At 47.5% G+C, this 26,471-nt stretch carries 15 protein-coding genes and 1 pseudogene; 6 read left to right on the top strand and 10 right to left on the bottom strand.

Going from position 1 to position 26,471, the window contains the following annotated elements:
- Window positions 1-116 precede the first annotated feature (116 nt).
- Complete coding sequence (locus ACIFQM_RS17810) at window positions 117-953, top strand: methyl-accepting chemotaxis protein (protein ID WP_430047626.1); 837 nt, start codon at window positions 117-119, stop codon at window positions 951-953.
- A 219-nt stretch (window positions 954-1,172) separates the two neighbouring features.
- On the opposite strand, the gene ACIFQM_RS17805 is transcribed toward ACIFQM_RS17810, so the two are convergent.
- The gene (locus tag ACIFQM_RS17805) at window positions 1,173-2,048 is read right to left on the bottom strand and encodes a DNA-binding protein (RefSeq protein WP_430038990.1); all 876 of its coding nucleotides are present in this window, start codon (window positions 2,046-2,048) and stop codon (window positions 1,173-1,175) included.
- Window positions 2,049-2,480: 432 nt separating this feature from the next.
- Here ACIFQM_RS17805 and hxlA point away from each other — a divergent pair, with 432 nt between their 5' ends.
- Complete coding sequence (hxlA, locus tag ACIFQM_RS17800; RefSeq protein WP_430038992.1) at window positions 2,481-3,116, top strand: 3-hexulose-6-phosphate synthase; 636 nt, start codon at window positions 2,481-2,483, stop codon at window positions 3,114-3,116.
- Between the two features lie 5 nt (window positions 3,117-3,121).
- Window positions 3,122-3,679 (top strand): 6-phospho-3-hexuloisomerase, encoded by a 558-nt coding sequence (gene hxlB, locus ACIFQM_RS17795; protein ID WP_430038994.1) that lies wholly within the window; start codon window positions 3,122-3,124, stop codon window positions 3,677-3,679.
- Between the two features lie 160 nt (window positions 3,680-3,839).
- On the opposite strand, the gene ACIFQM_RS17790 is transcribed toward hxlB, so the two are convergent.
- From ACIFQM_RS17790 to ACIFQM_RS17750, 9 genes and pseudogenes are all read right to left on the bottom strand, one after another.
- A complete protein-coding gene (locus tag ACIFQM_RS17790; RefSeq protein WP_430038996.1) occupies window positions 3,840-4,667 on the bottom strand; it encodes a copper amine oxidase N-terminal domain-containing protein in 828 nt (275 codons plus the stop codon).
- A 489-nt stretch (window positions 4,668-5,156) separates the two neighbouring features.
- Window positions 5,157-5,327 (bottom strand): annotated as a pseudogene (locus tag ACIFQM_RS17785) (family 43 glycosylhydrolase); the annotation flags it as partial.
- Between the two features lie 30 nt (window positions 5,328-5,357).
- Window positions 5,358-7,490: an endo-1,4-beta-xylanase gene (locus ACIFQM_RS17780; protein WP_430038997.1), complete on the bottom strand. Its 2,133-nt coding sequence runs from the start codon at window positions 7,488-7,490 to the stop codon at window positions 5,358-5,360.
- A gap of 67 nt (window positions 7,491-7,557) precedes the next feature.
- Window positions 7,558-8,481, bottom strand: coding sequence for a carbohydrate ABC transporter permease (locus tag ACIFQM_RS17775; RefSeq protein ID WP_430038999.1), 924 nt, complete (start codon window positions 8,479-8,481; stop codon window positions 7,558-7,560).
- 581 nt (window positions 8,482-9,062) lie between these two features.
- Complete coding sequence (locus tag ACIFQM_RS17770; RefSeq protein WP_430039001.1) at window positions 9,063-10,037, bottom strand: ABC transporter permease; 975 nt, start codon at window positions 10,035-10,037, stop codon at window positions 9,063-9,065.
- A gap of 14 nt (window positions 10,038-10,051) precedes the next feature.
- Complete coding sequence (locus tag ACIFQM_RS17765) at window positions 10,052-11,719, bottom strand: ABC transporter substrate-binding protein (protein WP_430039003.1); 1,668 nt, start codon at window positions 11,717-11,719, stop codon at window positions 10,052-10,054.
- A 409-nt stretch (window positions 11,720-12,128) separates the two neighbouring features.
- Window positions 12,129-12,242 (bottom strand): putative holin-like toxin, encoded by a 114-nt coding sequence (locus ACIFQM_RS17760; RefSeq protein WP_430039005.1) that lies wholly within the window; start codon window positions 12,240-12,242, stop codon window positions 12,129-12,131.
- Between the two features lie 82 nt (window positions 12,243-12,324).
- Window positions 12,325-14,109, bottom strand: a complete 1,785-nt coding sequence (locus ACIFQM_RS17755; RefSeq protein ID WP_430039007.1) for a sensor histidine kinase — start codon at window positions 14,107-14,109, stop codon at window positions 12,325-12,327.
- Window positions 14,106-15,737: a response regulator gene (locus tag ACIFQM_RS17750; protein WP_430039009.1), complete on the bottom strand. Its 1,632-nt coding sequence runs from the start codon at window positions 15,735-15,737 to the stop codon at window positions 14,106-14,108. Before ACIFQM_RS17750 ends, ACIFQM_RS17755 begins: the two co-directional genes overlap by 4 nt.
- A 143-nt stretch (window positions 15,738-15,880) precedes the next feature.
- On the opposite strand from ACIFQM_RS17750, the gene uxuA reads away from it, so the two are divergent.
- From uxuA to ACIFQM_RS17735, 3 genes are all read left to right on the top strand, one after another.
- Window positions 15,881-17,017, top strand: coding sequence for a mannonate dehydratase (gene uxuA, locus ACIFQM_RS17745; RefSeq protein WP_430039064.1), 1,137 nt, complete (start codon window positions 15,881-15,883; stop codon window positions 17,015-17,017).
- Window positions 17,014-17,868 (top strand): SDR family oxidoreductase, encoded by an 855-nt coding sequence (locus ACIFQM_RS17740; protein ID WP_430039010.1) that lies wholly within the window; start codon window positions 17,014-17,016, stop codon window positions 17,866-17,868. The genes uxuA and ACIFQM_RS17740 overlap by 4 nt, the downstream gene beginning before the upstream one ends.
- Before the next feature lie 304 nt (window positions 17,869-18,172).
- Window positions 18,173-26,338 carry a leucine-rich repeat protein gene (locus ACIFQM_RS17735; RefSeq protein WP_430047631.1) on the top strand — a complete coding sequence of 2,722 codons (8,166 nt, stop codon included), beginning with the start codon at window positions 18,173-18,175 and terminating at the stop codon, window positions 26,336-26,338.
- The last annotated feature ends 133 nt before the right edge of the window (window positions 26,339-26,471 follow it).

Below are 26,471 nucleotides of genomic sequence, written 5' to 3'. Positions count from 1 at the left end.
AATTCTCATAACTCATTAAAATTTTCAATGCTATTATTACTTTTATCACTCTAAAGACCGATAATGGGTACAAAGCTATAAAAAGTATATTTAGTAAAGAAAGGTAGGTAATCTATTTGAATACAGTAGATGCATTAATTGCATCCATCCCCTACATACAACAGATTATGCGTGAGAAGGTAACCCTTTGCCTCTTAGACCGTACTCATGTTCTGGCTTATAGCGAGTCGGAGGGGATGGAGCTCGGCTTTGAAACTGGCTCAGAGCTGCTCGAGGGCTACAAAAATTTTGCGATGCTTAAAAATGGGCGTGAGCCCAACCTGACCCACGTTCCTGCTGAACTGCTGGGGTATCCTCTTGATATGGTCAGTATTCCTGTGTTTGACGAAAATGGCGAGGTCGTTGCAGCATTTGCTGCTTCCTATAATTTGACTAACAAGAATCAGTTGGATCAAATCGTCACTGAGAACCTTTCCATCACCGAGCATCTCATTGACATGGTTCAGCATGTAGCAGCGCATTCCGAGGAGCTACAGGCTACCAGTGAGCAGATTTTGAAGAACACCCAAATTGCCGTACAAAACTCGGGTAAAATCAATCAGGTCGCTGTATTCATCAAAGAAATCTCCGACCAAACCAACCTGCTGGGATTAAATGCTGCCATTGAAGCGGCACGTGTCGGAGAAGCAGGAGCAGGCTTTGGTATCGTCGCTCAAGAAGTCCGCAAGCTCTCGGTAGAATCCAAAAAAGCGACGGTTGACATTGAAGCGGCTCTCAAGGATGTACAAAACTCCGTTCGTCAGATGGAAGAGGAAATTAAGCAAATTGTTGCTTCTTCACAGGAGCAAGCGACTCTCGTAAACTCTTTTACCGAAATAATGGAGCGTATGCAACAGGCGAGTGAAACGATGCAGCATCTGGCGAAGAACTTGACTTCCTATATTGTAAAATAACATAGTTTACACATGAGAAATTTGCAAAATCCTGACATAAAAAAGGGAGCGACTTATCGCATCATTTCACATGCGTTAAAGTACGCTCCTTTTATTTACAAAATCCCTGCCGGGAATTATCAATCCAATCAAGTTTAAACAGTAGCAGAGAACACCCCATGATTGGCAGGATTCACGGGGTCTAGCTCACCCAGTACAGTTCCCGCCGGAATCACAGTACTAAGAAACACCAAGACCATAGTTACCGAGATTAAAGCCTTTTTCATTATGAAGCCCCCTTAATAAAATGGTTTGATATAGCTCTTGTTGTGGCGATGTTGCCAAATCTCGATAAACCTCAAACAAAGCGACCAGTGTCCTGAAATCGGCATCTGCTTCTACACTAACAGAGAATTGCAGAGAAGCAAGGACATAATCTAACGCAACCGTGTACTGCTCCTGCTTGAAATAATAAATGGCTAATTGGTTAACCAGCTTTACATAATATACGCGGTTTCCTCTATCTTCATAACCTTCAAATATCTCAATATCTTGGGCAAAATCATTCAGCAGATCGTCAATATTCCAATTATTCAAATTAGCTGCTTCGGCAATTCCGACCAATCCTGGAAGCAGTTCCTCATCATTGGCGTGAAGAAATTGAACATATTCGGGCAGAAGCTCCCGTTTTCCCGAAAGCAATTCAATCGTGTACAGGTTGGCTTTGGCGAGAAGACGAAATCTTTCTACTTCCTCATGGCCGCTCTCATCCAGCCCCATAAACCAACCCATTTCGCCATACTTCATAATATACTCTCTGGCTTCTTGATACTTACCCTTATTCTGAAAATAAATAGATTTAGCCAAATAACTGTATGCATAATAAAATACCAATGGATGTTTGGTATTCAATGTCTCGTGCTTGCCGTCCGCAGCATTTCTCAGTTGGATGTGATACAGGCTTTCAGCCAAAGCATGCAGATAGTCTGCAACCTTGCTCGCTTCATCCCAATCATTGTGTGTGTAGCTGATTCTAAACAACTCACAAGCCTTATCGAGTTCGTGGCTGTCCGACAACAAATAAATAGCTTCCCTTTGATTCAGGACCTCTTCCACTAAAACCCGCCTCCCTATCCTGAAAATGACTTTTACCCATGTATTCTCATCAGGAGCATCCGCTTTGTCATTCCTCTAGCATACCAGTATATTACAAATATAGACAAAAGCTAACTTGAAGTCAATTCAAACATAGATATGCAGTTTCTTTTGCAACCTAACATTATCGTGTATGGTTTATAGCCGATGAATAAATGACTCATGCTATAGAAATAATCCATAACAAAGATGTGAATCAGGCCCTCCAAAGGCGGCCAAAAAGAAGTCATAGTATCGTCAGGGTAACTACGTTACGAAATAGTGCGTACTTTTCAATCGGATACCGGGGGGTTACAATCAAACCTGTGCATGAAACCAAAGTATTCACAGCACTCAACAGAACATGTACCTGTTCATCCAATACAAATTCACTAAAGGAGTGAAGTTAATAACATGGAACTTCAATTGGCTTTAGACTTAGTAGATATCCCGCAAGGCATTGCATTGGTAAAAGAAGTAGAATCGTATATTGACATCGTAGAAATCGGTACGCCGATTGTCATTAATGAGGGACTTCATGCGGTAAAAGCAATGAAAGAAGCATTCCCGAATCTGAAAGTGCTGGCTGACCTGAAAGTTATGGATGCAGGCGGTTACGAAGTGATGAAAGCTTCCGAAGCTGGCGCAGATATCGTTACGATTCTGGCTGTAGCTGAAGATGCAACGATCAAAGGTGCGGTAGAAGAAGCGAAAAAACAAGGCGGCAAAAGAATCCTGGTGGACATGATCGGTGTTAAAAACCTGGAGCAACGTGCGACAGAAATCGACGCTCTCGGCGTAGACTACATCTGCGTGCATACAGGCTACGATCTGCAAGCTGAAGGACAAAGCCCGTTCGAAGCGCTGCAAACGGTTAAAAAAGTCGTGAAAAACTCCAAAACAGCGGTTGCTGGCGGCATTAAGCTGAGCACACTGGCTGAGGTCGTTAAGGCTCAACCGGATCTGGTTATTGTGGGCGGCGGAATCACTGGCGAGGACGACAAAAAAGCCGTTGCTTCCCAAATGCAGCAGCTCATTAAACAAGGTTAATTTCAATGGAAACCTCTCAATATTTATCCGAGGTGATCAAGGAGCTGCAAGGGGTTCCACAGCTCATCAGTGATGAGGAATCAGAGCAACTGATCCAGTCCATTGCCTCAGCGAATAAGGTGTTCGTGGCAGGCGCAGGCCGTTCCGGGTTCATGATCCGTTCGCTGGCGATGCGGCTAATGCATATGGGTGTTCAGGCTTATGTAGTCGGGGAAACGGTAACTCCCGGCTTGGGCGAAGGCGACTTGTTGATTATCGGTTCAGGCTCTGGTGAAACCAAAAGTCTGACCTCGATGGCAGAAAAGGCGAAAAAGCTGGGGGCTTCTCTGGCACTTCTGACCACTTCCCCTGGATCGACCATTGGCAAGCTGGCTGATATGATCGTCAAGCTTCCAGGCGCACCCAAGGACCCATCCAACAAGGATTATCAAACCATTCAGCCCATGGGTTCACTATTTGAACAAACCTTGCTGCTGTATGGCGATGCATTGGTGCTCAGAACGATGGAGCTACGCAGACTGACCTCTGAATCTATGTTTGGTCAACACGCCAATCTGGAGTAAGTTTTATTACTTTTTGATATTTTGAATTTGCAATACACAAAAACTAAAAAATTAAAAAGTACAGCTGATCCAAATTTCTTTTCGGATCAGCTGTACTTTTACCCATTATATAGACCATGGACCTTCTGCAAGAAAAACAATATCGTCTGGGTATAACAGTTTACCACTTTAGAGTTCTTCCTTTAAAAAGGATATACTCCAGTTCACCTTTCATGATTTTTTTGTTTTCTATCGTGCCTGGATATGGCATGTCCAGGCTACGTGTAACGATTTCATCCTTATCTATACTTGGCCGTTTACGATTTCTATTTTCTGTTGTCGTACTATTATTAAAGATAAAAGTGGTATTCAAATCTTCAATACCCTCATCAAGTTTCTTCCCGGTTATATTCTTAGCTGTAATAGTTAGATGAATCTTTTCCCTCCCCATGGTCAATTTGTACGATAACAAATGGAAAGCATTCTCATTGTCTACCGGTACTCTATCCAAATCTTCAACATTCTCCATCATAGGTGTCTTCATTAATTCCTTCCCTGAGAGGGAGTACAGTTTATTTTGTTGATCCCATTCCTGATGTATATTTAGTTGCGTCGTAAGTATTCCTAAAGGAACAAATATCGAATTTTTGTAAAGAACCGGGACGGTATCCATCACGGACGTGTTTGAATCCGTAATAATCTCAGTTGAGTCCATTTTAAACTTAACCTGATGCGACCCAAACTGAATGATGGCCGTTTTGGAAGTCGGGTCATACGTCGTGTGTCCCCCCAATAAATCGTTAATAGATCTCAAAGGCACCATGAAGCGATTGTTCTTATCAATATAAGGGGCTTTGGGCGTCGTAAATAAGACATAGTAATTGTTGATTTTCAAAAATGGCGTGCTTGGAGCTAGACTCTGAGCTAATAATTTTCCAGTAAAAGCTTCTTGAGAAAAACAAAAAATCATCACACTTAAAATCATAATCTTGAATAGCAGCTTTCTCACAAAATATCCTCCTTAAAACAAGAGGGGCAAAGCCCCATCCGATAAAATTTAATCTAAAATAATATCAATCGAATAGACGGATTCTCATAAATATATTTTTTTCCGGTAAATGAACTTGTGACGTGCCTACAACAAACAACGAAGATACACTCTTGAACTTCAAAGTTCATTCATCTCCCTAAAATTTTCGTTATCAAAATTACATAAAAACCACTAGAATCCTTTTTTACCAATCACAACACAAATCTATTATGTACAAATCTATACATTAAATCAAGATTAAGATTATATATCTTACCATTTTTACAATAAGCATAAGTGAATATCTAAAATGTAATCTATTCAGGCCAACACCTGCTGTTTGCTCACAACTTCCAAAGCTCTATTTCTCATAATTAATGCTTTAAATGTACCGTCACATACACCTTACCGTTATCATCAAACAGCAGGGACAGATCTATGTTTCCGTAGGGAATACGGATCGCGTCAGACCAGGTTACGGCTTTGAAAAATCGGCAAGCCCGGCATATATTCAAACGAGCTTGCCGCCATGTAGTAATCCTCTCCGGCACGTATCGCGCTCGGATCAGGATAAAATCCGGGGACAACCGCGGATTCGTCTATCGTAAGGTAGCCATAGCTCCAGCTCTCCTGTTGCACAGCTCTATTGATTGATCTGATTCAAGCTATTTATTCGTTGCTCCCTGCTGGCAGCGGCGGTACTTTGGACGGGTCGACAAGCGCCCAATAGGCATATTTGGCCTTTAACCGTTCGTCGAACAGCAGCGGCTTATCCAGCCGGGCAATCGGGAACATACTGAGCCACGTATTTCCATCATCCGTACCCCAAATCGTCACATTACTGATATGCTCCTGCTGCCTTGAAAACATATCGAACAACGCCCGATAGCGGTGAGCCTGTCGGATCAGCATGGCTTCAGGTATCGTTTCGTACCGATCTGTATCATTAGAATACAGGCCCATATCCAGCTCCGTAATCTGATTATCCAGACCGAGCGAAGCAAATTTTTCAATGGACTGCTCAATCTCGCCAATAGCAGGAAACTCCAGTCGGATATGTGATTGGTGACCTACGCCATCAATCGGTACTCCTTTAGCGAGCAAATCACGCACCAAATTGTATAGAAAATCCCGTTTCTTCGGTTCATGCGTGTTGTAATCGTTAATGAACAGTCGGGCGTTCGGACCCGCCGCTTCCCGCATGATACGGAATGCTTTGTCAATATAATCCGTGCCGGTAATCTGATACCACTTGCTGCGGCGCATACCGTCCGGCTGGTCGGGATCAATGACTTCATTCACCACATCCCAGTCGGTGATTACATTTTTATAACGAGCGGCAACAGCACGAATATGCGTCTCCAGCCGATCCAGCAAAAGCTTTTTATTTTCCGAGGTCGGTGTCATCGGCTGTCCATCCTTATCCTTAAACATCCAATCCCCGGTCTGGTTATGCCACACCAGTGTATGGAAACGGATAGCAATCCCATGCTGCTGTGCAAATTGTACAATCCGGTCTGCTTCTTTCCAATGGAACTGTCCTTCGGAAGGCTGCAAGGAGATCGGCTTCATCGCATTTCCGGCAACGACGCTGTTAAAATGCTTCTGCACCAGTTCCCCGTAAGCCCCTTCTGTCTGGAAAGCTTCAATAGCCGTACCGAGGCTGAACTGTCCTTGATACAATCCATGCAAAGAGGGAATGTCCTTCTCAATCGCCAGCGGCGGCACAAGCGACAGCTCGAAATCATCCATGTAAAAGGAAGCCGTACCTTCTGCCGTTTCAAAGTACATAGAGACGGTATCCTCATCACGCGCAAGAGTATACGTTCCGGATAAATGCGTCCATCCCCCAGTCGTGATAGCCGTGTTGCCTACCACCGTTTCATACGTACTTTCACCTTGATGATCGCGCTGTACGCTAAGCCGTACCTTAGCAGGCTGCTGCTCGCTCGGTGCCAGCTTTACCCAAGCGCTGACCGTGTAACGGCTGCCTTTTTGCACCGCAGCAGTCACGTCCAGCTTTGGCCCGGCGTATGTTTGTTGTCTGCCTGTCGTCAACAGACTGTACGATCCGGTTCGTGCATCGACATTCGACACCTGCACCGTCTCGGCACCCATACGGGATACCCAGCCTTGAGCCGTACCGTCCTCGAAACCGGATACGATACCATTGGTCGGCTCCGTTGGCGTTTCGGATACCTGCCTGATTTGCACCTCATCCAGATAATAGGCCTGTGCGGGATTCGAGCTTTCCACATACAGCTTCAATGCATCCATCCCCCCGGTGAACGTATATGTCCCTTGAAGTTTGACCCACAATGTATCCATCGTCTCCGTCTGCGCAACCGTCTTCCATGTCGTAGCCCCGCCTGCCTGCTGCTGCTCCACCGTAAACTTAATCAAGCTCGGAACCGCAGAATGGCCGTCCAGCTTCACATAGCCGCTAATCTGATATTCCACTCCCGGCTGCAATAGTGGCTTCACATCCAGCTCCGCCCCGTTCCAGGTAGCCGTACGGGCAGTTACCTTGAGACTGTGCGTACCCCCGTATGCGTCCTCCGAGACGGATGCAATTTGGGTATAAGTCCCTCGAGGCTTCCAGCCCTCACCGTTGCCTTGCTCAAATCCATACGTCCCGATGGCCTTATTCACACCTCCAGTCGCCAGAACCGTATCTGCAACTGGCGGGGAATGTTCCACAGCTGGAATCGCCTCTGCGACAGACGGGCCCCACCACCACACGGGCAATAGCAGCACCCCGACCAGCACCAGACCAAAAGATTTGTACCAAAACGACCTCAACGCAATCCCTCCATACCCATATTTTTGAAATATAAGAAAGTGAGTTTTACACATTTCCGGTCCTTGCTTATCCCTTGACACCGCCCAGAGTCATGCCCTTCACAAAATATTTTTGTAAAAAAGGATAAACCAAAATAATAGGTACAGACGCCACAATCGTCATCGTGGCACGAATGGAAGTAGGAGTGACCGACTTCGCCAGATTTTCCGAGCCTGCGAATTGGCTGGCATAATCCTGAGCGTTCACGGACGTGTTGGAATTTTGCAATATTTTCATCAGCTCATACTGGAGGGTGCTCCACTGCTCATACGACGAATTGTACAAAAATACATCGAACCAGGAGTTCCATTGCGCCACCGCCGTGAACAGCGACACCGTTGCCAGCACCGGGACACACAGCGGCAAAACAATACGCATAAAAGTCGCAAACTCCCCCGCCCCATCTATACGTGCCGACTCCAAAATCCCTTCCGGCAAGCCTTCAATAAAGGAGCGAATCACAATCACATTGAACACCCCGATCAGCCCAGGCACGATATACACCCAGAAGCTTCCCAGCATCCCCAACTCACGAATCAAGAGAAAATTTGGAATCAATCCACCGTTAAAATACATCGTCAAAATAAAAGCAATCGAGACAAATTTACGCAGCACATACTCCGGCCGACTGATCGTATACGCCACCATCGCACAACAAAACACCGAGGTCACCGTACCCACCACCGTACGCAGCACAGAAATCAACGTGGCATGAAAAATCGTTGCTTCCTTAAACACAAATTCATAATTGCTCCACGTAAACTCACGCGGCCACAAATAAATCCCACCCCGAATCGAATCATTCGCTTCATTCAGCGAAACCGCCAGCGTATTCAAAAATGGATACAGCGTGAACACCATCAGACACAGCATAAATACAATATTGCACGCATCAAAAATCCGATCCGATGGCGCCCGAAACCGCCCGTGCAAGGCCTTCCCTTTGCCCATAGCGCCCTCTCCTTTCTAAAAAATAGCTTAATCATTCTAGTTCGATGATCAGGACAGTTGCTGGTGGAGATATTGGTCTTATATTTTAGAGTGTTATATTTGTATTGTTATATGAATTAATGTTAATTTAGTGGATTATTATCCCTATTAGAAGCTGTGATTTAGTTCATCCATAAGGTTTTGATAAGGTCAGCAAAGCGGCCTGCTAAAAATCCACTGACTTGCACCTATAGTATGCATGAACACGCACCTTCTGCTATCACCACCACTAGCTTAATCCTAAAAACAAGCGATAGCGAAGCTGAGCCAACGATCCATGATCGGCAGTTACTACAAGGAAGCGCGAGCACGCGCCTTCCCTCAAGTTCTCCCCTGCCACCACCCTCAGTTCTTAAAAAAAGTGACTTTATGGCGGGTAGCAGCGGAGCGGGCAGAATTGTTCTGAAGAAGCGGCAGCGGTCGCCTTTATCCCCGGATTCCAACCTCTAATGTTTTATGATAAAAAGGAATCCGGGGGTAACAGCGATCGGAAGAACAATCTGCACGCGAAGCGCCTCTATCCCACCATAACTCGCTTTTTTCTAGAACAATCTCTCCTCCCCTAACCGCTTCGCAATATGATTGGCGCTAAACAGTAAAATAAAGCTGACTACTGTTTTAAACATCCCGGCAGCAATCGAAAGCGAGAAGTTACCCATCTGAATACCATATTTCAGCACAAAAATATCCAAATTTTCCGAATAATCCACGTTCATGCCGTTACCCAATAAATATTGCGGCTCAAAGCCCGATTCCAGCAGGTTGCCGATGTTCATAATGAGCAGGATGATGAATACAGGCTTTAATCCTGGCAAGGTCACATGCCAAATCCGCTGGAAACGCCCGGCTCCGTCCATCTCAGCCGCCTCATACTGCGAAGGATCAATCATCGTCATCGCGGCCAAATAAATGATGGTATTCCAGCCGACATTTTTCCATACTTCCGATGCACCGAGAATGCCCCAAAAATAGCTTCCCTCGCCCAGCCACAGGATAGGCTCCTTGATCAGCCCCAGCCACATCAGCACCTCATTGACAATGCCGCCATCCGCAGACAGCGCCGTACTGATAATGCTCGCCGCGACGACCCACGAAATAAAATGCGGCAAGTAGCTAATCGTCTGGACCACTCGCTTGAATACGATCTGACGAAGCTCATTCAGCAAAATGGCCAATATTATAGCAGTCACAAAGCCCAGCACCAGATTAATGAAGCTCATCGCCAGCGTATTGCGCATCACCCGTAGAAAGTGTTCATCCTGAAACAGAAAACGGAAATGCTTCAACCCAACCCACTGCTGATCGAGCAGCTTACGGGCAGGCTTAAAATCCTGAAAAGCAATTGTCCAGCCCCAAATTGGCAAATATTTGAAAATAAACAACCAGATTAAAAAAGGGATGGACATCCATACCAGTGCCCGCTGCTGGTTCAGCTTGTGCATGAATCCTCTAAAGCCGGTTCGCCGTGAGGGCGGCAAATGGCTCTGTGAGGTCGTGACAGGTGCCGTGTGGCCCATAACTGCTTCCTCCTTTATTTTTTACCAGCAGTTTCGATTTTTTTGACAACCTCCTTCGTAATTAGCTCCTCATACTCCTTCACATCCAGCTTGTTGAATTCAGTAGTGTACTCATTCCAAATCGCCTCAAACTGCCCCGGTGCAGACAGCACTAAACGCGGGAAATATTTGCGTTGCAGGTCGCCCTTCTTTTGCTGGAAGAGCTGCGCAGGTGAGCCTTGGGCAATCGGGATACTCCAAGCCGGATACCATGGGCGCTTGTCTGGGGCAGAAAACATTTGCGAGAAGGACTCTACACCATAGGCTTTTAGCAGCTTTTTATCTCCCTCGGTGTAGGACATACGCGCAACCTCAGGCTGTCGCCCGGGGCCAACCGAGTTGCCATCAGGCAGGGAAGAACCGTTGCCATATCGCGGCCAATTGTATTCAAAATATTTGAACCCGAATGTCTCGCGGAACGCATCCTTACCAGTCTCAGTAATCTGCTTCTCAGTACGATAAAAGCGTCCCTTTTCATCTATCTCATAGGTTTCACCCTTGATTCCCCAGTTGGATAACACCTGATTTTCATCTGTCAGCAGGTTATCAAAAAATTGGATCATACGCACCGGGTCCTTGGCGCTAACTGTAATTCCAATGCCCCGGTTATTAATGAAGGATGGAGGATCAAGATACTGATCCTTCATATTTTGATCGTACACAACGGGCAAAGCCACATATTCCAGATCATCATTACCTGACTGCTTGGCAGCTTCCCGTAGGTTATTCAAAGCCTGCCCAGCCTGCCAGCGGTAGTCGAAAAAGCCCAGTACTTTACCTGAGGTCAGCTTTGCCAAGTATTGATCGTAATTGTCCACGAAGGAAGATTTATCGAACAGCCCCTCGGTGTTGAGCTGATTCAGTTCCTTCAGATACTGTTTGGTCATGTCCTCATCTCCGTAATCCGTGGCCTGGTGCGATTTCATATCGATCATCGTACCACCATCATTCGGATAGCCTGCCAAATGCATCGGCGCATTCGTAAGAGCGAAGAACTTATCCTGCGTGGTTAACGCCAGGTACCCGGTCAAGCTTTCGTTTGCATGCTTTTTCTCGTAGTTGCGAATCAAAGTCAAAAACTCGTCTAACGTTTTGATTTTTGGATATCCCGCTTCCTTCAACACCCTGCGCTGCACCCAAAAAGCTCCCTGTTCCACGTTAGGCGCGGGTAAATAATCGCCTACCACCGCACTGAGCGGCAAAAAATAAATGTTTCCGTCCTCCGCCTTCATCAGGTTATAATACGGTTCGTATACGCGTTTGATATTCGGACCATATTTATCAATCAAATCATTCAGTGGAATAAAGGCTCCGGCATCCAGCAGCTTATCAATCGTGCCATCAGGCACAATGGCATCCGGGTAATCGTTACTGGCAATGAACGTACCGATCTTCGTGTTGGCATCGCCTACCAAATGCTCCAGCTTCCAGTTTACGCCCGTCTGATCCTCCAGCATTTTGCCGATCCGCGTCTCATTCGTATGGATGTCCTTACCCGCACTCGCATTAAAATACGTGAACGTGATCTTCTCATTAGGATCTCCTGTTGTAGGCTCCTTGCCCGCACTTCCTGAGCAGGCAGTGATCATAGATACCATCATGATGAATACCAGACTCATGGTCCCGAATCTTTTGCTTGCCATACCAGATCATCCCCTTTCGGCCTCTTTGTCGGTTGTGTGTGAACATCGTACGGACATACCTCAAGCACTGGAAATCTCGCGCACTCTAAATTGTAAGCACTTTCATTTTATGAAATGCCATGAATTTCGTTTACCCGCCAATCTAAAGATGTTACTTAGAAAACTATAGGAGTAGGCCCAACACAGTAAAATAAACACCGATCCAGCATCAGCGTCCATTTTTAATGCAATCCCCCTTGACTCCATTGTCAATAGGATTCTCGTTGTGATAAAATGAAACAAAGAAGATTATAATAAAAAAGAGCAAGGATGCGGTAACATCCCTGCTCTTTAACAACAGCCACTTATAAGGGCGGTGGCTTTGAACTAGGTGCAGAAATAGACCGCTAACCTTTGTCCGAGGAGCGGTCTATTTCTTTTTGCTTTGGTTCAATGCAATGACAATCGTGACGATCCATCCGATCAACGCAATAATTAGCGTACCGAACATCATCATTAATGTCAGCGTATCTTTAACCTCCACAGGCATCACCTCCTTTGCAGGAGACTAGCCGACCGCGCCATCTAAGCCGTTCTGTTGTTAGGGGAATTATACCATATGGATATCATTGAGCGGAAGAACAAAAAGACTCCCGATCCGCCGGAATGATAATACGGATCTCCGTCCCCTCGCCGGGTGCGCTGCGAATGGCAAGCTCAATGCGGCTTCCGTAGTAAAGCTTGAGACGATAGATCACATTTTGCAGACCTATACGCTCGCCCATGTCCTTTTGACTTTGCATATATCCATATAACCGCTGCACCTGTTCCGCCGACATACCGACACCATCATCCCGCACGGTTAATATCAACCGCCCCTCCCTGTGCTCAAAATGAATCTCGATGCGTCCCCCATGCTTCAGTGGCTCAATGCCATGAATGCTTGCATTTTCAACCAGCGTAAGCACAACCATTTTAGGAAGCAGATAGTCCAGGTCCTCGGGTCGTGCCTGCACTTCGTATTGTATCCGCTCCCCAAAGCGGTATTGTTGAATTTCCAGAAAACAACGAATCAGCTCCAGCTCCTCCCGCAACGTGACTCTATCCTTGTTCCACACCAACGAATTGCGGAAAATTCGTGCCATATTATGAATAATGCGGGCTGTCTCGTCCTCATGCTTCATCAGACTCCGCATACGTATCGTCTCCAGCGCATTGAACAGAAAATGAGGGTTGATCTGGCTGTGAAGTGCATTAAGCTGGGCATGCCTGCGCAGAATCTCCAAATTTTTTCTCTGAATATCCGCCACATAGACATCATTAATGAGTCGCTTTATTTTGAGCATCATTCGATTAAATTCACCCGTTAGCTGCCCGATTTCATCTCGCGATTCTGTACCGGGAATCAGTTCAAAATGCTGATTTTTCACCTTTTTCATATGCTTCAGAACACGATGAATGCGCACGTTCAGCGAACGTGTAATCCAGATGATGATCAAGGTAGGCAGCAGCATATTCATGCAGGTTAACAGCAGCACAAAATTGCGGGATTTCTCCATTTCATACAGCACTTCATCGCCCGACACCGCAGTCACAATGCTCCAGCCATTGAGATTACTCGTCAGCACATAATTTGTCTTGAACTCTATCGTGTCCTTGGGCTGCTGGAGGGTGCTATAGGCCACGACCTTATGATTGATATCAATCCTGGGATCGGTCGTATATTCGATTTCCCCCCGTTCGTTGAGCAGAAAGAGACTGCCCCGCAAATTCAGATTATGGAAAATCTCTTGAATGGACGACATTCGCAGCTCTATTTTCAGTATTTTCTCGTGGCCATTTTCGGAATAAAAATAGTTCATCCGCCGAATCAGGCTAAAGGGATGCAGTTGTTCGCCCGTACCGTCGTCAGTACGTACAAATATAGGCTTGGACTGCCGTCCGGGCGGGATTTTGGCATACCAGGGCAAGCTTTTAACCCGCTCATCTATAAAGCTGATCCCCCCGGAATCCAGTAGAGTCGGATTATCTGTGTAGATCGTCATTCCACCCACAGAATGGTATACAGGACTGGAAGTATTGTTTAACATACGACGTAAATAAGAATCATAGGCGGCAATATAGTCAGTGGGATGGGGGTAGGCTTGCTCCAATAGTTCGTTTAGCTGATGATCGGTATAAAAGATAGACGAGATTTCCATCGCATCTTCAAACTCACGGTAAAATTCAATTTTGATCTGCTCCAGCGCACGGGAAATATCCTGCATACGCTGTTCCTTCACATTTTGCGAGGTGACATGGTAAAAAATCAGATTGGTCAGCACCACGGGCACAAATACACAGAGAAAATACAGCAGCAGCATTTTATCCCGCAGGCGGACATGATCAAGGGTTGAGCGCAGCATCCTCATTCGCCGCCCCTTTGCCGCTCCCCACGGATATTCAGACTACTGCGGTATTCGCTTGGCTTGGCCTGCACCAATTTCTCAAATTGGGTGACAAAATAATCCGGGCTGCCAAAGCCCACACGCTCGGCAATTTCATAAATGCGCAAATCGGTCTGACGAAGCAACCGTTTGGCCTCCTGAACCCGTAATTGCAGCAGGAATTCGTTAAAGTACACTCCGTACGTTTTTCTGAACAATTGGCCCAGGTAGACCGGATTCATGTAAAAGCGGGCTGCTATACTTTTCAGGTTAATATTCTCTGCCGCATGCTGCTCAATGTAGGTTCGGATGTGCTGAATTCCTCCCTGTTGACGCTCCTTGCGCAACACCCCAATCATGCGGCTGCTTTCCACGGCAAAAGCTGTAAATAGTCGCTGTAATTCACCCAGCGACAGGTTCATATCCTGCCAGCCCATCATAGGCTCTAATGACTGAAGCGAGCGTTCATCACCCTGCATATTTTGAATGACCCGCACAATGCTGATTACGCATTGATGCAAGTTCATTTTCACACCCTCCGGGGCGTAATGCTGCTCACGAAAGCTGCAAAACAGATGATCTACGGTCGAATATAGCTCCTCCAACCGTATCTCCTCTATCTGCTCCGTCAAGCAATCCAGTACATTCTGATGGATCGTCCTACAGTGGAGCGCTGGCATTCCCTCCTCCTGATACAGGACAATGCCGCTGCGGTCATGAATGTATTTATGGAGCGCCGCTTCCTTGGCACGTTCATAGGACCGATGGATATCTTGCAATCGTTGAACAGGGCTTCCCACGTATATAAAGACCCGGTTCCCCATCTGATTTTTCAGTAACTCCAGCCCCTCTAATTCTCGTTGTAGCGCTTTCATACAAGCGTTCGCCCTGGATTCAAAGCACTTCAAAAAGAAGTCTGGCAATATGATGCCAATCCGGTTACGGTGCTCATGGACATAGAGAGGATACTTACCGTCGATCAAACGATAAAGTGCCTGCTCTACAAGCTCTCTGAATTGGAAAAGCGACAGCGGAACAGCGGTGCCATCGGGACGCCACGGATGCTGATCATTCAACTCGACGAGCACATAGTACATATGGGCAGCTTCTCCAAGACGTAGCTGCTGTTCCCAAGCCGTCACCACGACGTCATCCTCCCCATTCATCATCAGTGTCTCCAGCAGCTCACCTGTACGGCGACTCTGATAGAGCTGTGCATTCTGCTGCTCATGATGCAGCCTTTTACTTAGCCTGCGCAGTGTAGCCGAAAAATCCTTCTCATCAATCGGCTTGAGCATAAAATCGTGAACCCCGTAGCGAAGTGCCTGCTGTGCATAAGCAAAATCACTGTAGCCACTCAAGATAATAAACGCAGGATGATCCGTCCCCCGTCCGAGTACACAACGAATCAGCTCCAATCCGTCCAGCACAGGCATACGAATATCGGTGATGACCAGATCAGGGTGAACGCTGCCGATCAGTTCCAGTGCATCCTCACCGTTATCCGCCTCCCCAACGACCTCAAAGCCGCAGGCTTCCCAATCCATGAGTTGAAGCAGTCCTTTGCGAGTGAATATTTCATCATCCACTACAATGGCTCGATGCAGTTGCATAACCTACTTCCTCCTTTTGGTTTGTGCATCATTTTATTTTGGTTAACTATTCCAATTGTCTTTAGCCATATGGTAATGTGGAAACATCGGGAAATGGAAATGGCTGTTACACCTATCATATGACAAATGGGGCGGTGCAAAGCATGCGCATGGTATTTCGTTGGTTCGGTGAAGGAAACGATACGGTAACGCTGGAACAAATCCGACAAATTCCGGGGGTAGAAGGGATCGTGTGGGCGCTACACGATATTCCAGCCGGAGAAGAATGGCCTTTGGAGCGTATTGTGGCATTTCGAGAGCAGGTTGTACAGGCGGGATTTCACAACGAGGTCGTTGAAAGTGTGAATGTGCATGAGGATATCAAGCTCGGACGACCGACACGGGATCAGTATATCCATAACTACATACGTACATTGGAAAAGCTCGGCCACAACGGCGTGAAGGTCGTCTGCTATAATTTTATGCCCATTTTTGACTGGCTACGCACCGATTTGCACAAGGAACTGGAGGACGGCTCCACGGCCCTTTTTTTTGAAAAGTCACGCATTGAAGGGATTGATCCGTTCGAACTGGTACGCCAAATTAACGAAAATAGCTCGTTAACCATGCCCGGCTGGGAACCGGAGCGCATGGAGCATCTGACGGCTTTGTTTGAAGCGTACACCCACGTCACGGAGGAAGACCTATGGCGGAATCTGGCTTACTTTCTGGAGGCCGTTATTCCCGCTGCCGAACGCTGCGGCATTCGGATGGCTATTCACCCCGATGATCCGCCATGGTCTGTATTCGGACTGCCACGCATCATTACAAGCCAGGCTCATTTGCGCAGGCTGCTGGCGCTGTATGACAGTCCGGCGAACGGGATGACCCTATGCTCTGGCTCGCTGGGAGCCAATCCCAAAAATGAAATCGTTTCCATGATTTATGAGTTCAAGGATCGTATTCCGTTTGCCCATATCCGCAATGTGCGTGTATCCGCTAACGGAGATTTTATCGAAACATCTCACCGAACTCAGGATGGAACCGTCGATATTGCGGGCATTGTCCAGGCGTATCACGATGTTGGCTTTACGGGCTACGCCAGACCGGACCACGGTCGCCACTTGTGGGGAGAGCAATGCAGACCCGGATATGGACTGTATGACCGCTCACTTGGGATTATGTATTTATGGGGGCTGTGGGATGCATTGACATGTAACCAGGTCCGACACATTTCTCCTGTTCCCAAGACGGAAACCACGCTGACCAGATCAGTCCATACGAAGGAGTCGACCCTATGAGCACACTTTCTCTACACCCTTCACTGGCAGGCAAAACAGCAGTAGTTACAGGCGGTGCCGGGGTGCTATGCAGCGCGATGGCCCGCGAGCTGGCAAGGCAAGGCGTGAAGGTCGCTATTCTGAACCGAACGGAAGAAAAGGGCCTGCATGTAGTCCATGATATTCAGGCCGCAGGCGGAGAAGCGATGGCTGTGGCCTGTGACGTCACCGAAGCTGACAGCGTTCGGCGGGCCGAACAGGCGGTACGCGAGCAATTCGGCGCTTGTGATATTCTGATCAACGGAGCCGGAGGGAATCATGCGAGCGCCAATACCACCCGCGAGACATTCCGGTTGGAGGACCTGACGCAGCCCGATATCACCACCTTTTTCGAGCTGAGCATACCCGGTTTTCGCCAGGTGCTGGACGTCAATTTTATCGGAACGCTCATTCCGACACAAATATTCGCACAGGGCATGACAGGACGTTCAGGAGCAGTCGTGCTGAACATTTCCTCTATGAGCGCTCCCAGCCCGATGACTAAAGTTCCGGCTTACAGCGCAGCCAAGGCTGCCATTAACAACTTCACACAATGGCTGGCTGTCCATCTGGCTGAAGCGGGTATTCGCGTCAATGCCATAGCACCGGGCTTTTTTCTCACAGAGCAAAACCGCAGTCTGCTAACCCGCGAGGACGGCTCCTTCACTGAACGTGCAGATAAAATCATCGCCCACACCCCTATGCGCCGCTTCGGCGTACCGGACGATCTGCTTGGCACCCTGCTGTGGCTCGTGGATGAACAGACCTCCGGCTTTGTTACGGGTACAGTGATTCCGGTAGACGGCGGCTTTATGTCGTATTCCGGGGTATGAGCAGCACCCCAAAAGCCGCTTGAGCACTTGAGCCAGGCGGCTATCGACACAGCTTTCCTTTCCTATCTTTTCCCGATTACATAGACTCCGAGAATCGCTTGAAAACAACCTGCATCACACCTCCACAACACGATGGAATCCTTCAATACTGTAAATTTTAAAAATTAGATATTGACTATTTCTATCATTATTAAGTATATTGATAATGATAATCATTATCATTTTAGGCGAATGGTGATGCACATCAATGGATCCTAATGGATCTTTTTTTACTATACCAATATATTTTCAGGAGGGAACAAGATTGCTGAAGGTTTGGAAGAATAAATGGATTGCAGGCTTTCTCATCGCCTTACTCGTAAGCAACACCCTGTTTGCCGCAGGATTAGGCTTCGCGGCGGTGGCCACAGATGAGAGTAACGTTATACCTACACTGGCTAGTGCAGATCAGACAACCAGTGTAGTAGCAAACGCAGACCCTAGTGAACCTAGCTTTAAAGAAAAGCTAGAAAAGGGGACTCTAAACAACAGCGGAATAGGCAAGAAATCCGTTGCAGAAGTAACCTATGAAGCATCAGGAGAAACCCACGTAACACAAGCCACCTACGAACCCTCAGGGAAAGTAACCGTGATTGTGGAATTACAAGGAGCTCCGCTCATTTCCAGTGCTTCCCCCAAAGCTTTCGGCAATCAGCTGAATGCTCTAAGAAGCAGCGAGCGTACCCTCACAACCCAGCATGAATCGGTAAAAAACCAGATTCGCGCACTCTCCACAAAAGATTCATCTTCCTTAAAAACTTTCGGTCTAAGCAAGATAACCGCTCCCAAACTGGAAGTCATCTACGATTATTACATGGTTATGAATGCGATTTCGCTAAAGGTAGACTACCAGCAGTTGAAGGAAATTCGACAATTGCCTGGTGTGAAAAACGCCTGGGTAGCCAACACCTATGAAAAGGTCGTGCCTGAGCAGTCCATAGAGCCTCTCATGGCAAACAGCTCAGGAATGATCGGTTCTCCTGCGGCTATTACAGCCGGCTATACAGGAAAAGGTACGACGGTGGCTGTTATCGACACCGGTCTGGATTGGAAGCATGAAGCCTTTTCCACGAATATGCCTCCCTCACTGACCCTAAAACATACCCGTAAGAAGGTCAGTGGCATCCTAAACAGTACCGATATGTCTGCTGGCAAAGTGAATGTAGATGATATCTACATGGATGACAAGGTGCCCTTCGCCTATGACTATGCTGACAAGGACACCAATGTCATTCCCTCAGCCAGTTCTGACAATGCCCACGGCACTCATGTAGCAGGCACTATAGCTGCCAATAGTGACAAAGTAAAAGGGATTGCACCTGATGCCCAGTTGATGATCATGAAGGTGTTTGATGACATCAACGGATTTACCAATGATGCTGACATCATTGCTGCGTTGGACGATTCAGTCAAAATGGGTGCAGATGTCATCAATATGAGTCTTGGCTCCAATGCGGGCTTTTCCACAGCTGGAGAAGCAAGTAAGGATGCCATGTACAGCAGGATTGCGAGCGCTGGAATCAACCTTGTGGTCGCTGCCGGTAACAGCTACAGCTCCGCTTATCAAAACCAGTCCGGCTCCAATCTTCCGTATGCCAATGAGCCCGACAGTTCCATCATAGCCGCTCCTTCCACCTATGAAGCTGCCTTATCCGTGGCAAGCATGGTGAATAGCGGTATCTCGGACGCCCCCTATATTCTCGCAGGGGATCGAAAAATTGTTTTCAACGATACCTCCAGTGCCGCTGATCCCAAAATACAGGCGTTGAACCGTACATACGACTATGTATACGCTGGTTATGGGACCGCGGAGGATGTCCAGAAGGCAGGAGATTTAAAAGGGAAAATCGCCTTGTTGTCCCGTGGTGGCCAAATAAGCTTCCAAGAAAAGGTCGGGGCTGCCTATGCTGCTGGCGCGGTAGCTGCTGTTATTTATAACAATGAAGCAGGCAAAGCCAATATGGATATCAGCTCCTATTACATTCCAGCCGTTTCCATTACAAAGGAAGACGGAGAGTTCCTTGTGAACCTGGATAATAAAAAGCTGGCAGTGGACGAAAAATTCAGAACGAATGCGCCTAATCCAGATGGATACAAGATGTCGGAGTTTTCTTCATGGGGCGTATCACCGGATTTAAAGCTGAAACCCGAAATCACTGCACCCGGAGAAAATATTTACTCTACTGTTCCCGGCAATCAATATGAGTCGATGAGCGGTACCTCTATGGCTTCTCCTCATATTGCCGGAGCCGAAGCTGTAGTGAAACAATATGTCATCAACAAATTGAATATTGCAGATGCGGTCGAACGAGAAAAGCTGGTGCACACCCTGCTGATGAACACTGCACACCCTGCCAAGGATGAGGATCAACAATACTACTCCCCACGTAAGCAAGGCGCAGGCTTGGCGAATGTGCACGAAGCAGTTACGACAGGAGCTTATTTGACTGTAAAAGGCAATGAACGGCCTAAAGCCGAGCTAGGCTACAACAAAACAGGAGCCTATTCCTTCACCTTTGATATTCACAGCATATCGGATGAGGCATTGACCTATGCCCTGAATACAGCGGCTCTATCAGAAAAAATAGTGACGAAGGATGGCAAGAGCCTCTTTGCGCAGAAGTCTACAGACTATGCGGAAAAGGGCATCCAAGTACAATACAGCGGTGCAACGAACGGCAAAGTAACTGTACCTGCACGCGGCACAGCAAGCGTTACCGTGAAAATCACGCTGTCAGATGCACTCAAAGCACAGTTCGATCAGGCTACTAAAAACGGAACCTTTATTGACGGGTTCGTGATGCTGAATGCGGAAAAAGGCGTGAACCTCTCCATGCCGTTCGTCGGCTTCTATGGGGATTGGGGACAACCTCGCATTTTCGATGGTACGGAATATGGCAAGGAAGGCTACTCTATGCTAGGCAGCACAGTTTATAACTTGTATCCCGGTGCGCAATATCTTCTGGGACAAAACCAAGTAGCCATTGCGCTTGGTCAGGAGTGGGGTGTCATGCCAGAGAAATTCGCAATCTCCCCGAACAGCTTGGGAAACAGCTCAAAAATTTTGGGTATCTCAACGGGCATGCTGCGGAATGCAGAGAGCTTGAAGTATACCATTACGGACCAAGCCGGAAACATGGTCAAAGAGTTTAATTATTCGCACGTCCCCAAATCCATCTACTATCCAGGCTCTGGTGCAATCAGTTGGGCGGAGGCTCTTCTGGGCGACCAGCCTTTCTTTGACGGACTGGACCAGAATAATGACGAAGTACCAGAAGGAATATATACCTTTAAGATTACCGGGGTAGTCGCAGGTACAAACGGGCAGGGAACCGATTCCTGGACCTTTGATTTTGCCTATGACAAAACAGGCCCCAAGCTAGCCGATTACAGCATTTATAAGGAAAACGGTAAAACGTATCTGAAGATGTCCATCAAGGATAACCATTATACCAGCGGGCTGCAATTAGCCACAGCAGATGGCGGCGGTGCTCTGTCCAATCTGGTTCCAATCAGAGATGCTGATGAAAAATTGGCTGATGGACAATCCGTCAATACCGTGACGATGGATATTTCCGATTTGCATGACAAACTGACCAAATATGGACTGCCTACCGACAAAATTCAAGTCGATATGTTCGACTATGCCTTCAATACCAGCAGTTCAACCATTGTTCTTGAAGCAGTCGGTACGGAGGGGCTCACACTGGATAAGGAAGCTCTATCCTTAACCGTCGGTACAACCGAGGATCTGACAGCGAATATTACGCCAGTTAACGCTACGTACAAAACGGTTACCTGGGCAAGCTCTGATCCGGCCATAGCCACTGTAGATACAGAGGGAGCCGTTACAGGCGTAAGTGCGGGAACGGCCAGGATTACCGCCACAACTAATGGAAAGTCCGCTTCCAGCCAGATTACGGTCACACCGATCGGAAGCCAGGGAATTGTACTGAACCGGGCTGCGTTGAAGCTGACCGTTGGCTCGAACAAGCCATTGAAAGCCACAACCAATCCCGAAGTGGTTTCCGGTCCGATCACCTGGACCAGCTCCAATGAGTCCGTTGCCAGTGTGGATCAGAATGGAATGGTGAAGGCAAAAGCGGCCGGCACGGCAACCATTACAGCAACAGCCTCGGGGAAATCCGCCACCAGCCGAATTACGGTAGAGGGAGCCTCCAACTCTGAATTCACTATCGTGAGTGGAGTTTTGACGAGCTATAACGGCTCCGGCGGCCACATTGTCATTCCGGATCATGTGACGGAAATCGGCGAAGAAGCCTTTGCCTATCATGAAGATATTTTGTCCGTGAAAATTCCGGACTCGGTGAAAAAAATCGGCAGGGCGGCATTTGCCTATAACAAGGAGCTTAAAGTTGTCACCTTATCGGAGGGACTGGAAGTGATCGGGGAAAGCAGTTTTTCCGATCTCGCCAAGCTTGAACAAATTACGCTGCCAAGCACGGTGACGGAAATCGGCGATAATGCCTTTGCCCGTGACACAGCTCTGAAAGCGATGCATCTGCCGGATGGTTTAACCCGAATTAAACAGGGAGCCTTCCGGGAAACCAATAATCTCGTTTCCATTAATATTCCGAACAATGTAACGGAAATTGGCGACCATGCGTTTTACCTTACAACCAGTCTGAAAGAAATCAAGCTGCCAGGTAACCTGAACGACATTGGCCGTGCAGCCTTCTCTTCCTCGGGGATCAGATCCGTCGAAATACCGGACTCCGTCACTTCCATCGGGGACGAAGCCTTCTGGGGAAGTCGTATCGCTTCCGTCAAATTGGGCAGCGGGCTGCTCACTATTGGGCAAAGGGGCTTTGCGGAAACGCTGATCTCTTCTATCGTCATCCCGGACAACGTGACCACCTTGGCTTACAGTGCATTTGCTGAGAATGGGAAATTGAGCAGCGTTACCATCGGGAAGGGCCTGACAGAAATGGGCCCGCAAGTATTCGACAGTACAGAAAGCTCAAGCCTAAAAAATATCGAAGTGTCTGTGGGCAATACAGCCTTCTCAAGTCAGGACGGGGTGCTTTTCAACAAGGACAAAACGACCTTGGTCCGCTATCCCGCCGGACACGGCCGGGATGCCTATACGGTTCCTGACAGCGTGACCCAAATCGAAGATTATGCCTTCCATGTTGCAGCCCATTTGAGCTCCATCACGCTTACGGATGGCCTGCAGAGCATTGGACAACAGGCTTTTGATTCCAGCGTCAGCTTGCTTTCCCTGACGATTCCCGACAGCGTCAAAACGATCAGGAAAGCGGCATTTACCCACTCCGACAAGCTGGAAAAAGTGAAATTGGGAGATGGGGTAGAAGAGCTGGGTGCGTATGCATTCGCTTATAACTTCAAGCTGACCAGTATCGATCTTGGCAAAGGAGTCAAAAAAATTGGCGACTATGCCTTCCAATATAACAGCAGTCTGGTGGAAATCACCTTCCCGGATCAAGTGCAGTCCCTGGGCAGCAATGTACTGGGCAACTCCGAGCGGCTGTCCATTGTGAATATTGGAAAAGGCGTGACCTCCATCGGCGGTAATCCTTTTGCCAGCTCACTGATGATCAAGAGTGTCAATGTTGCACAAGATAATGATTTTTATGCCAGTGAAGATGGTGTGCTGCTGGATAAAGCCAAAACCAATTTGATTTTATACCCTGCGGCTAAGCCGGATGCTTCTTATCAAATTCCGGCGACCGTAAAGGAAATCAGTAATTATGCTTTCCAAAGGGCACAGTTCCTTACAGACATCCAATTTCCTGAGGGATTGCTGACCATTGGTACTTCTGCCTTTAGCAGAACCAGCAATCTGAAATCTGTTAAACTGCCTGACAGCTTGACGGAAATCGGAAGCTTCGCCTTTTCTGATACAGGCATGGAAACAATTGTGTTGGGGAGTAACCTAACAAAAATTAACGACTGGGCCTTTGCCTTCTCCGAACATTTGAAGTCCGTTGCCATTTTGGACAGTAATACCACACTTGGAGAGTTTGCCTTTGTCGGTTCTCCTAACCTCAGAACGGTAGTTTTGGGTGAGGGTGTATCCAGCATCGGCTGGGCAGCTTTTAGCGACACACAAAATCTTACTCTTTACGGTTGGCAGGGTTCTGCGGCAGAAGAGTACGCCGGAAGCAACTCCATTCCATTTAAGGTGTATACGCCATTATCCGTACATCTCAAAGCCAATCATGAAGCTTCAGAAGGCACCATTGCTTTGAGTGCTGAGGCTACTGGCGGGATCGGGAACAAATCGTACTCCTTCCGGGCGTGGAATGAAAGTACACAGCAGACTGTAACGCTCGACACTTATTCTGCAGGCAATGCCTACCAGTGGCCGACTCCACAGGCCGGCAAGTATATCGTTTATGCAGATACGAAGGATGAAACCGGAGTAAGCAAAACAGGTACCCGGCAAATAGAGGTGCTGGCGTCGGGTGAAGTGATTATTTCGGCCATTCCGGCCACGATCAGTCCAACAACCCACAACTTTGACCTTGGCCATCCAACAGATGTGACCACGGAAATTACCTGGAACGAAGCCCATAGCGTCACACAAGCAGTCTATGGAGTGAACCAAGGTCCTAGCCGAAGTGTCACAGAAGCTGTTTATGACAGGGACGCTCTGATCCAAGGTCATGATTATACCGTTAACGGAAATACTCTGACGCTGAAAAAAGGCTTCCTTTCCGGCTTAAATCTGAAAGAAGGCGACACCGTCAGTGTTGAGTTGCTCTTTGACTTTGGAGACAAAGCGGTATTGATCATTCGGGCCATCCAAAATCCTGTGGAGGTAGATGCAAGCATTAGCCCGAAAACAGCCAGCTTTGACAAAAAAGCGAGCAATCAGGCAGATGTAGAAACGACCATCACTTGGAACAGTGCAACGTCTATTACAGATATCAAGCTGGAAGGGGCATCCATTAGAGAAGCGGCTTACACCGTAGACCAGGATGTGCTCACGATTAAGAAAGAGTATCTGGCAACACAGCCGAAGGGCAACCTTCCGTTGACCGTGCAATTCGATAAGGGCGACGACGCTGTGTTTATGATCAACATTTCCAATACAAGCAGCAAAGATGACGACGACAGCACGGATACTGACACCGGCTCTAGTCCTGGTAATAGCACAGGCAATGGAACTACTGGCAGTGGAACTGCTAGTAGCGGTGCTGGTAGCAGTTCCAGCGGTAGCTCCACAACCGGGACGCCGAGCACAGCCTCGTCTGTCCGCGTGCTGGATGCCAAAGGGAACGTGATTGAATCATTTAGTACCAAGCTGAACACCAGCACAGGTGTAGCTACGATAACGATGGATTCTGACTTCCTGAACAACGCCTTCGCCACATCCCAGGCGGATGGCAAAGGAATGAAAACCGTAGAGGTCACGGTTGAATCCACCCAAGCGAAATCCTATGAGCTGACACTGCCAGCAAGCTTTGTAACCGCAGCGGATGCTTCCCGTGCCATTAAAATCAAAACGGGTATCGCGGTTGTAACCCTGCCAGGTAACATGCTTGGAACGGCTGGAACAGCAGGAGCACAAAATATTACGCTCGAATTAAGCTCCGGCAGCAAAAACAAGCTGGATGCACAAGCGAAGTCCGATATGGGTACTCGCCCTGTCGTTGAGCTGAATCTGAAAGCAAACGGTAAGCTATGGCCTTGGAGTAATAACAATGCGGCTGTAACTGTAGCTATTCCGTATACACCTACAGCAGCCGAGTTGAAAAACCCAGAGCATATTGTCATCCAATATGTAGATGCAGCAGGTCATGCTACTCCAGTGACTTCAGGAAAATATGATGTGCTAACTGGACAAGTCAGCTTTACCACTCATCATTTTAGCCAATATGCTGTAGCCTATGTCGAAAAATCCTTCCCGGATTTGAGTCAATATGCTTGGGCCAAGAAACAAATTGAGGTACTGTCTTCCAAAGGAATCATCAATGGCACAACAGATACTAAATTCTCCCCTGCGGACAAGATCACACGGGCGGAATATCTGACACTATTGGTAAAAACACTGGGACTGACCACAAGCTTCGATAGCAACTTTGCCGATGTTAAGCAAGGAAGCTATTACTACGAAGCAGCAGGCATAGCCAAAAAACTGGGTATCGCAGGCGGCTCTGGTGACAACAAATTTAATCCCAGTGCCCCTATATCCAGACAGGATATGATGGTCTTGACGGACAAAGCCCTGCAAAAAGTAAATAAACTGGCGGCTACATCCTCGACGACTGCACTGGAATCCTTCAGTGATCGCACAGATATTGCTGGTTATGCTGCTTCGAGTCTGGCAGTGCTGGTTCAAGAAGGACTCATTACAGGTTCAAATGGCAAAATAGCCCCTAAAGCACCAACAACTCGTGCAGAGGCTGCTGTATTCCTGTACAGAATCTATAACCAAAATTAAAATCTTCAAAAAATAAATTTAGTCTGACATAGCAGTAAATTCACAAAAGGAGACGAATCCCTGGTTGGGGTTTCGTCTCCTTTATTCCTGTTTGCCCAAAAAAGCTTCATTAGTCTCCTATTCGGGACTTCAG

Origin of the sequence: Paenibacillus sp. NRS-1782 (genome assembly GCF_050467685.1) — a bacterium.
Classification (GTDB): Bacteria; Bacillota; Bacilli; order Paenibacillales; family Paenibacillaceae; genus Paenibacillus; species Paenibacillus terrae_A.
This window is presented reverse-complemented; position numbering and strand designations above follow the sequence as displayed.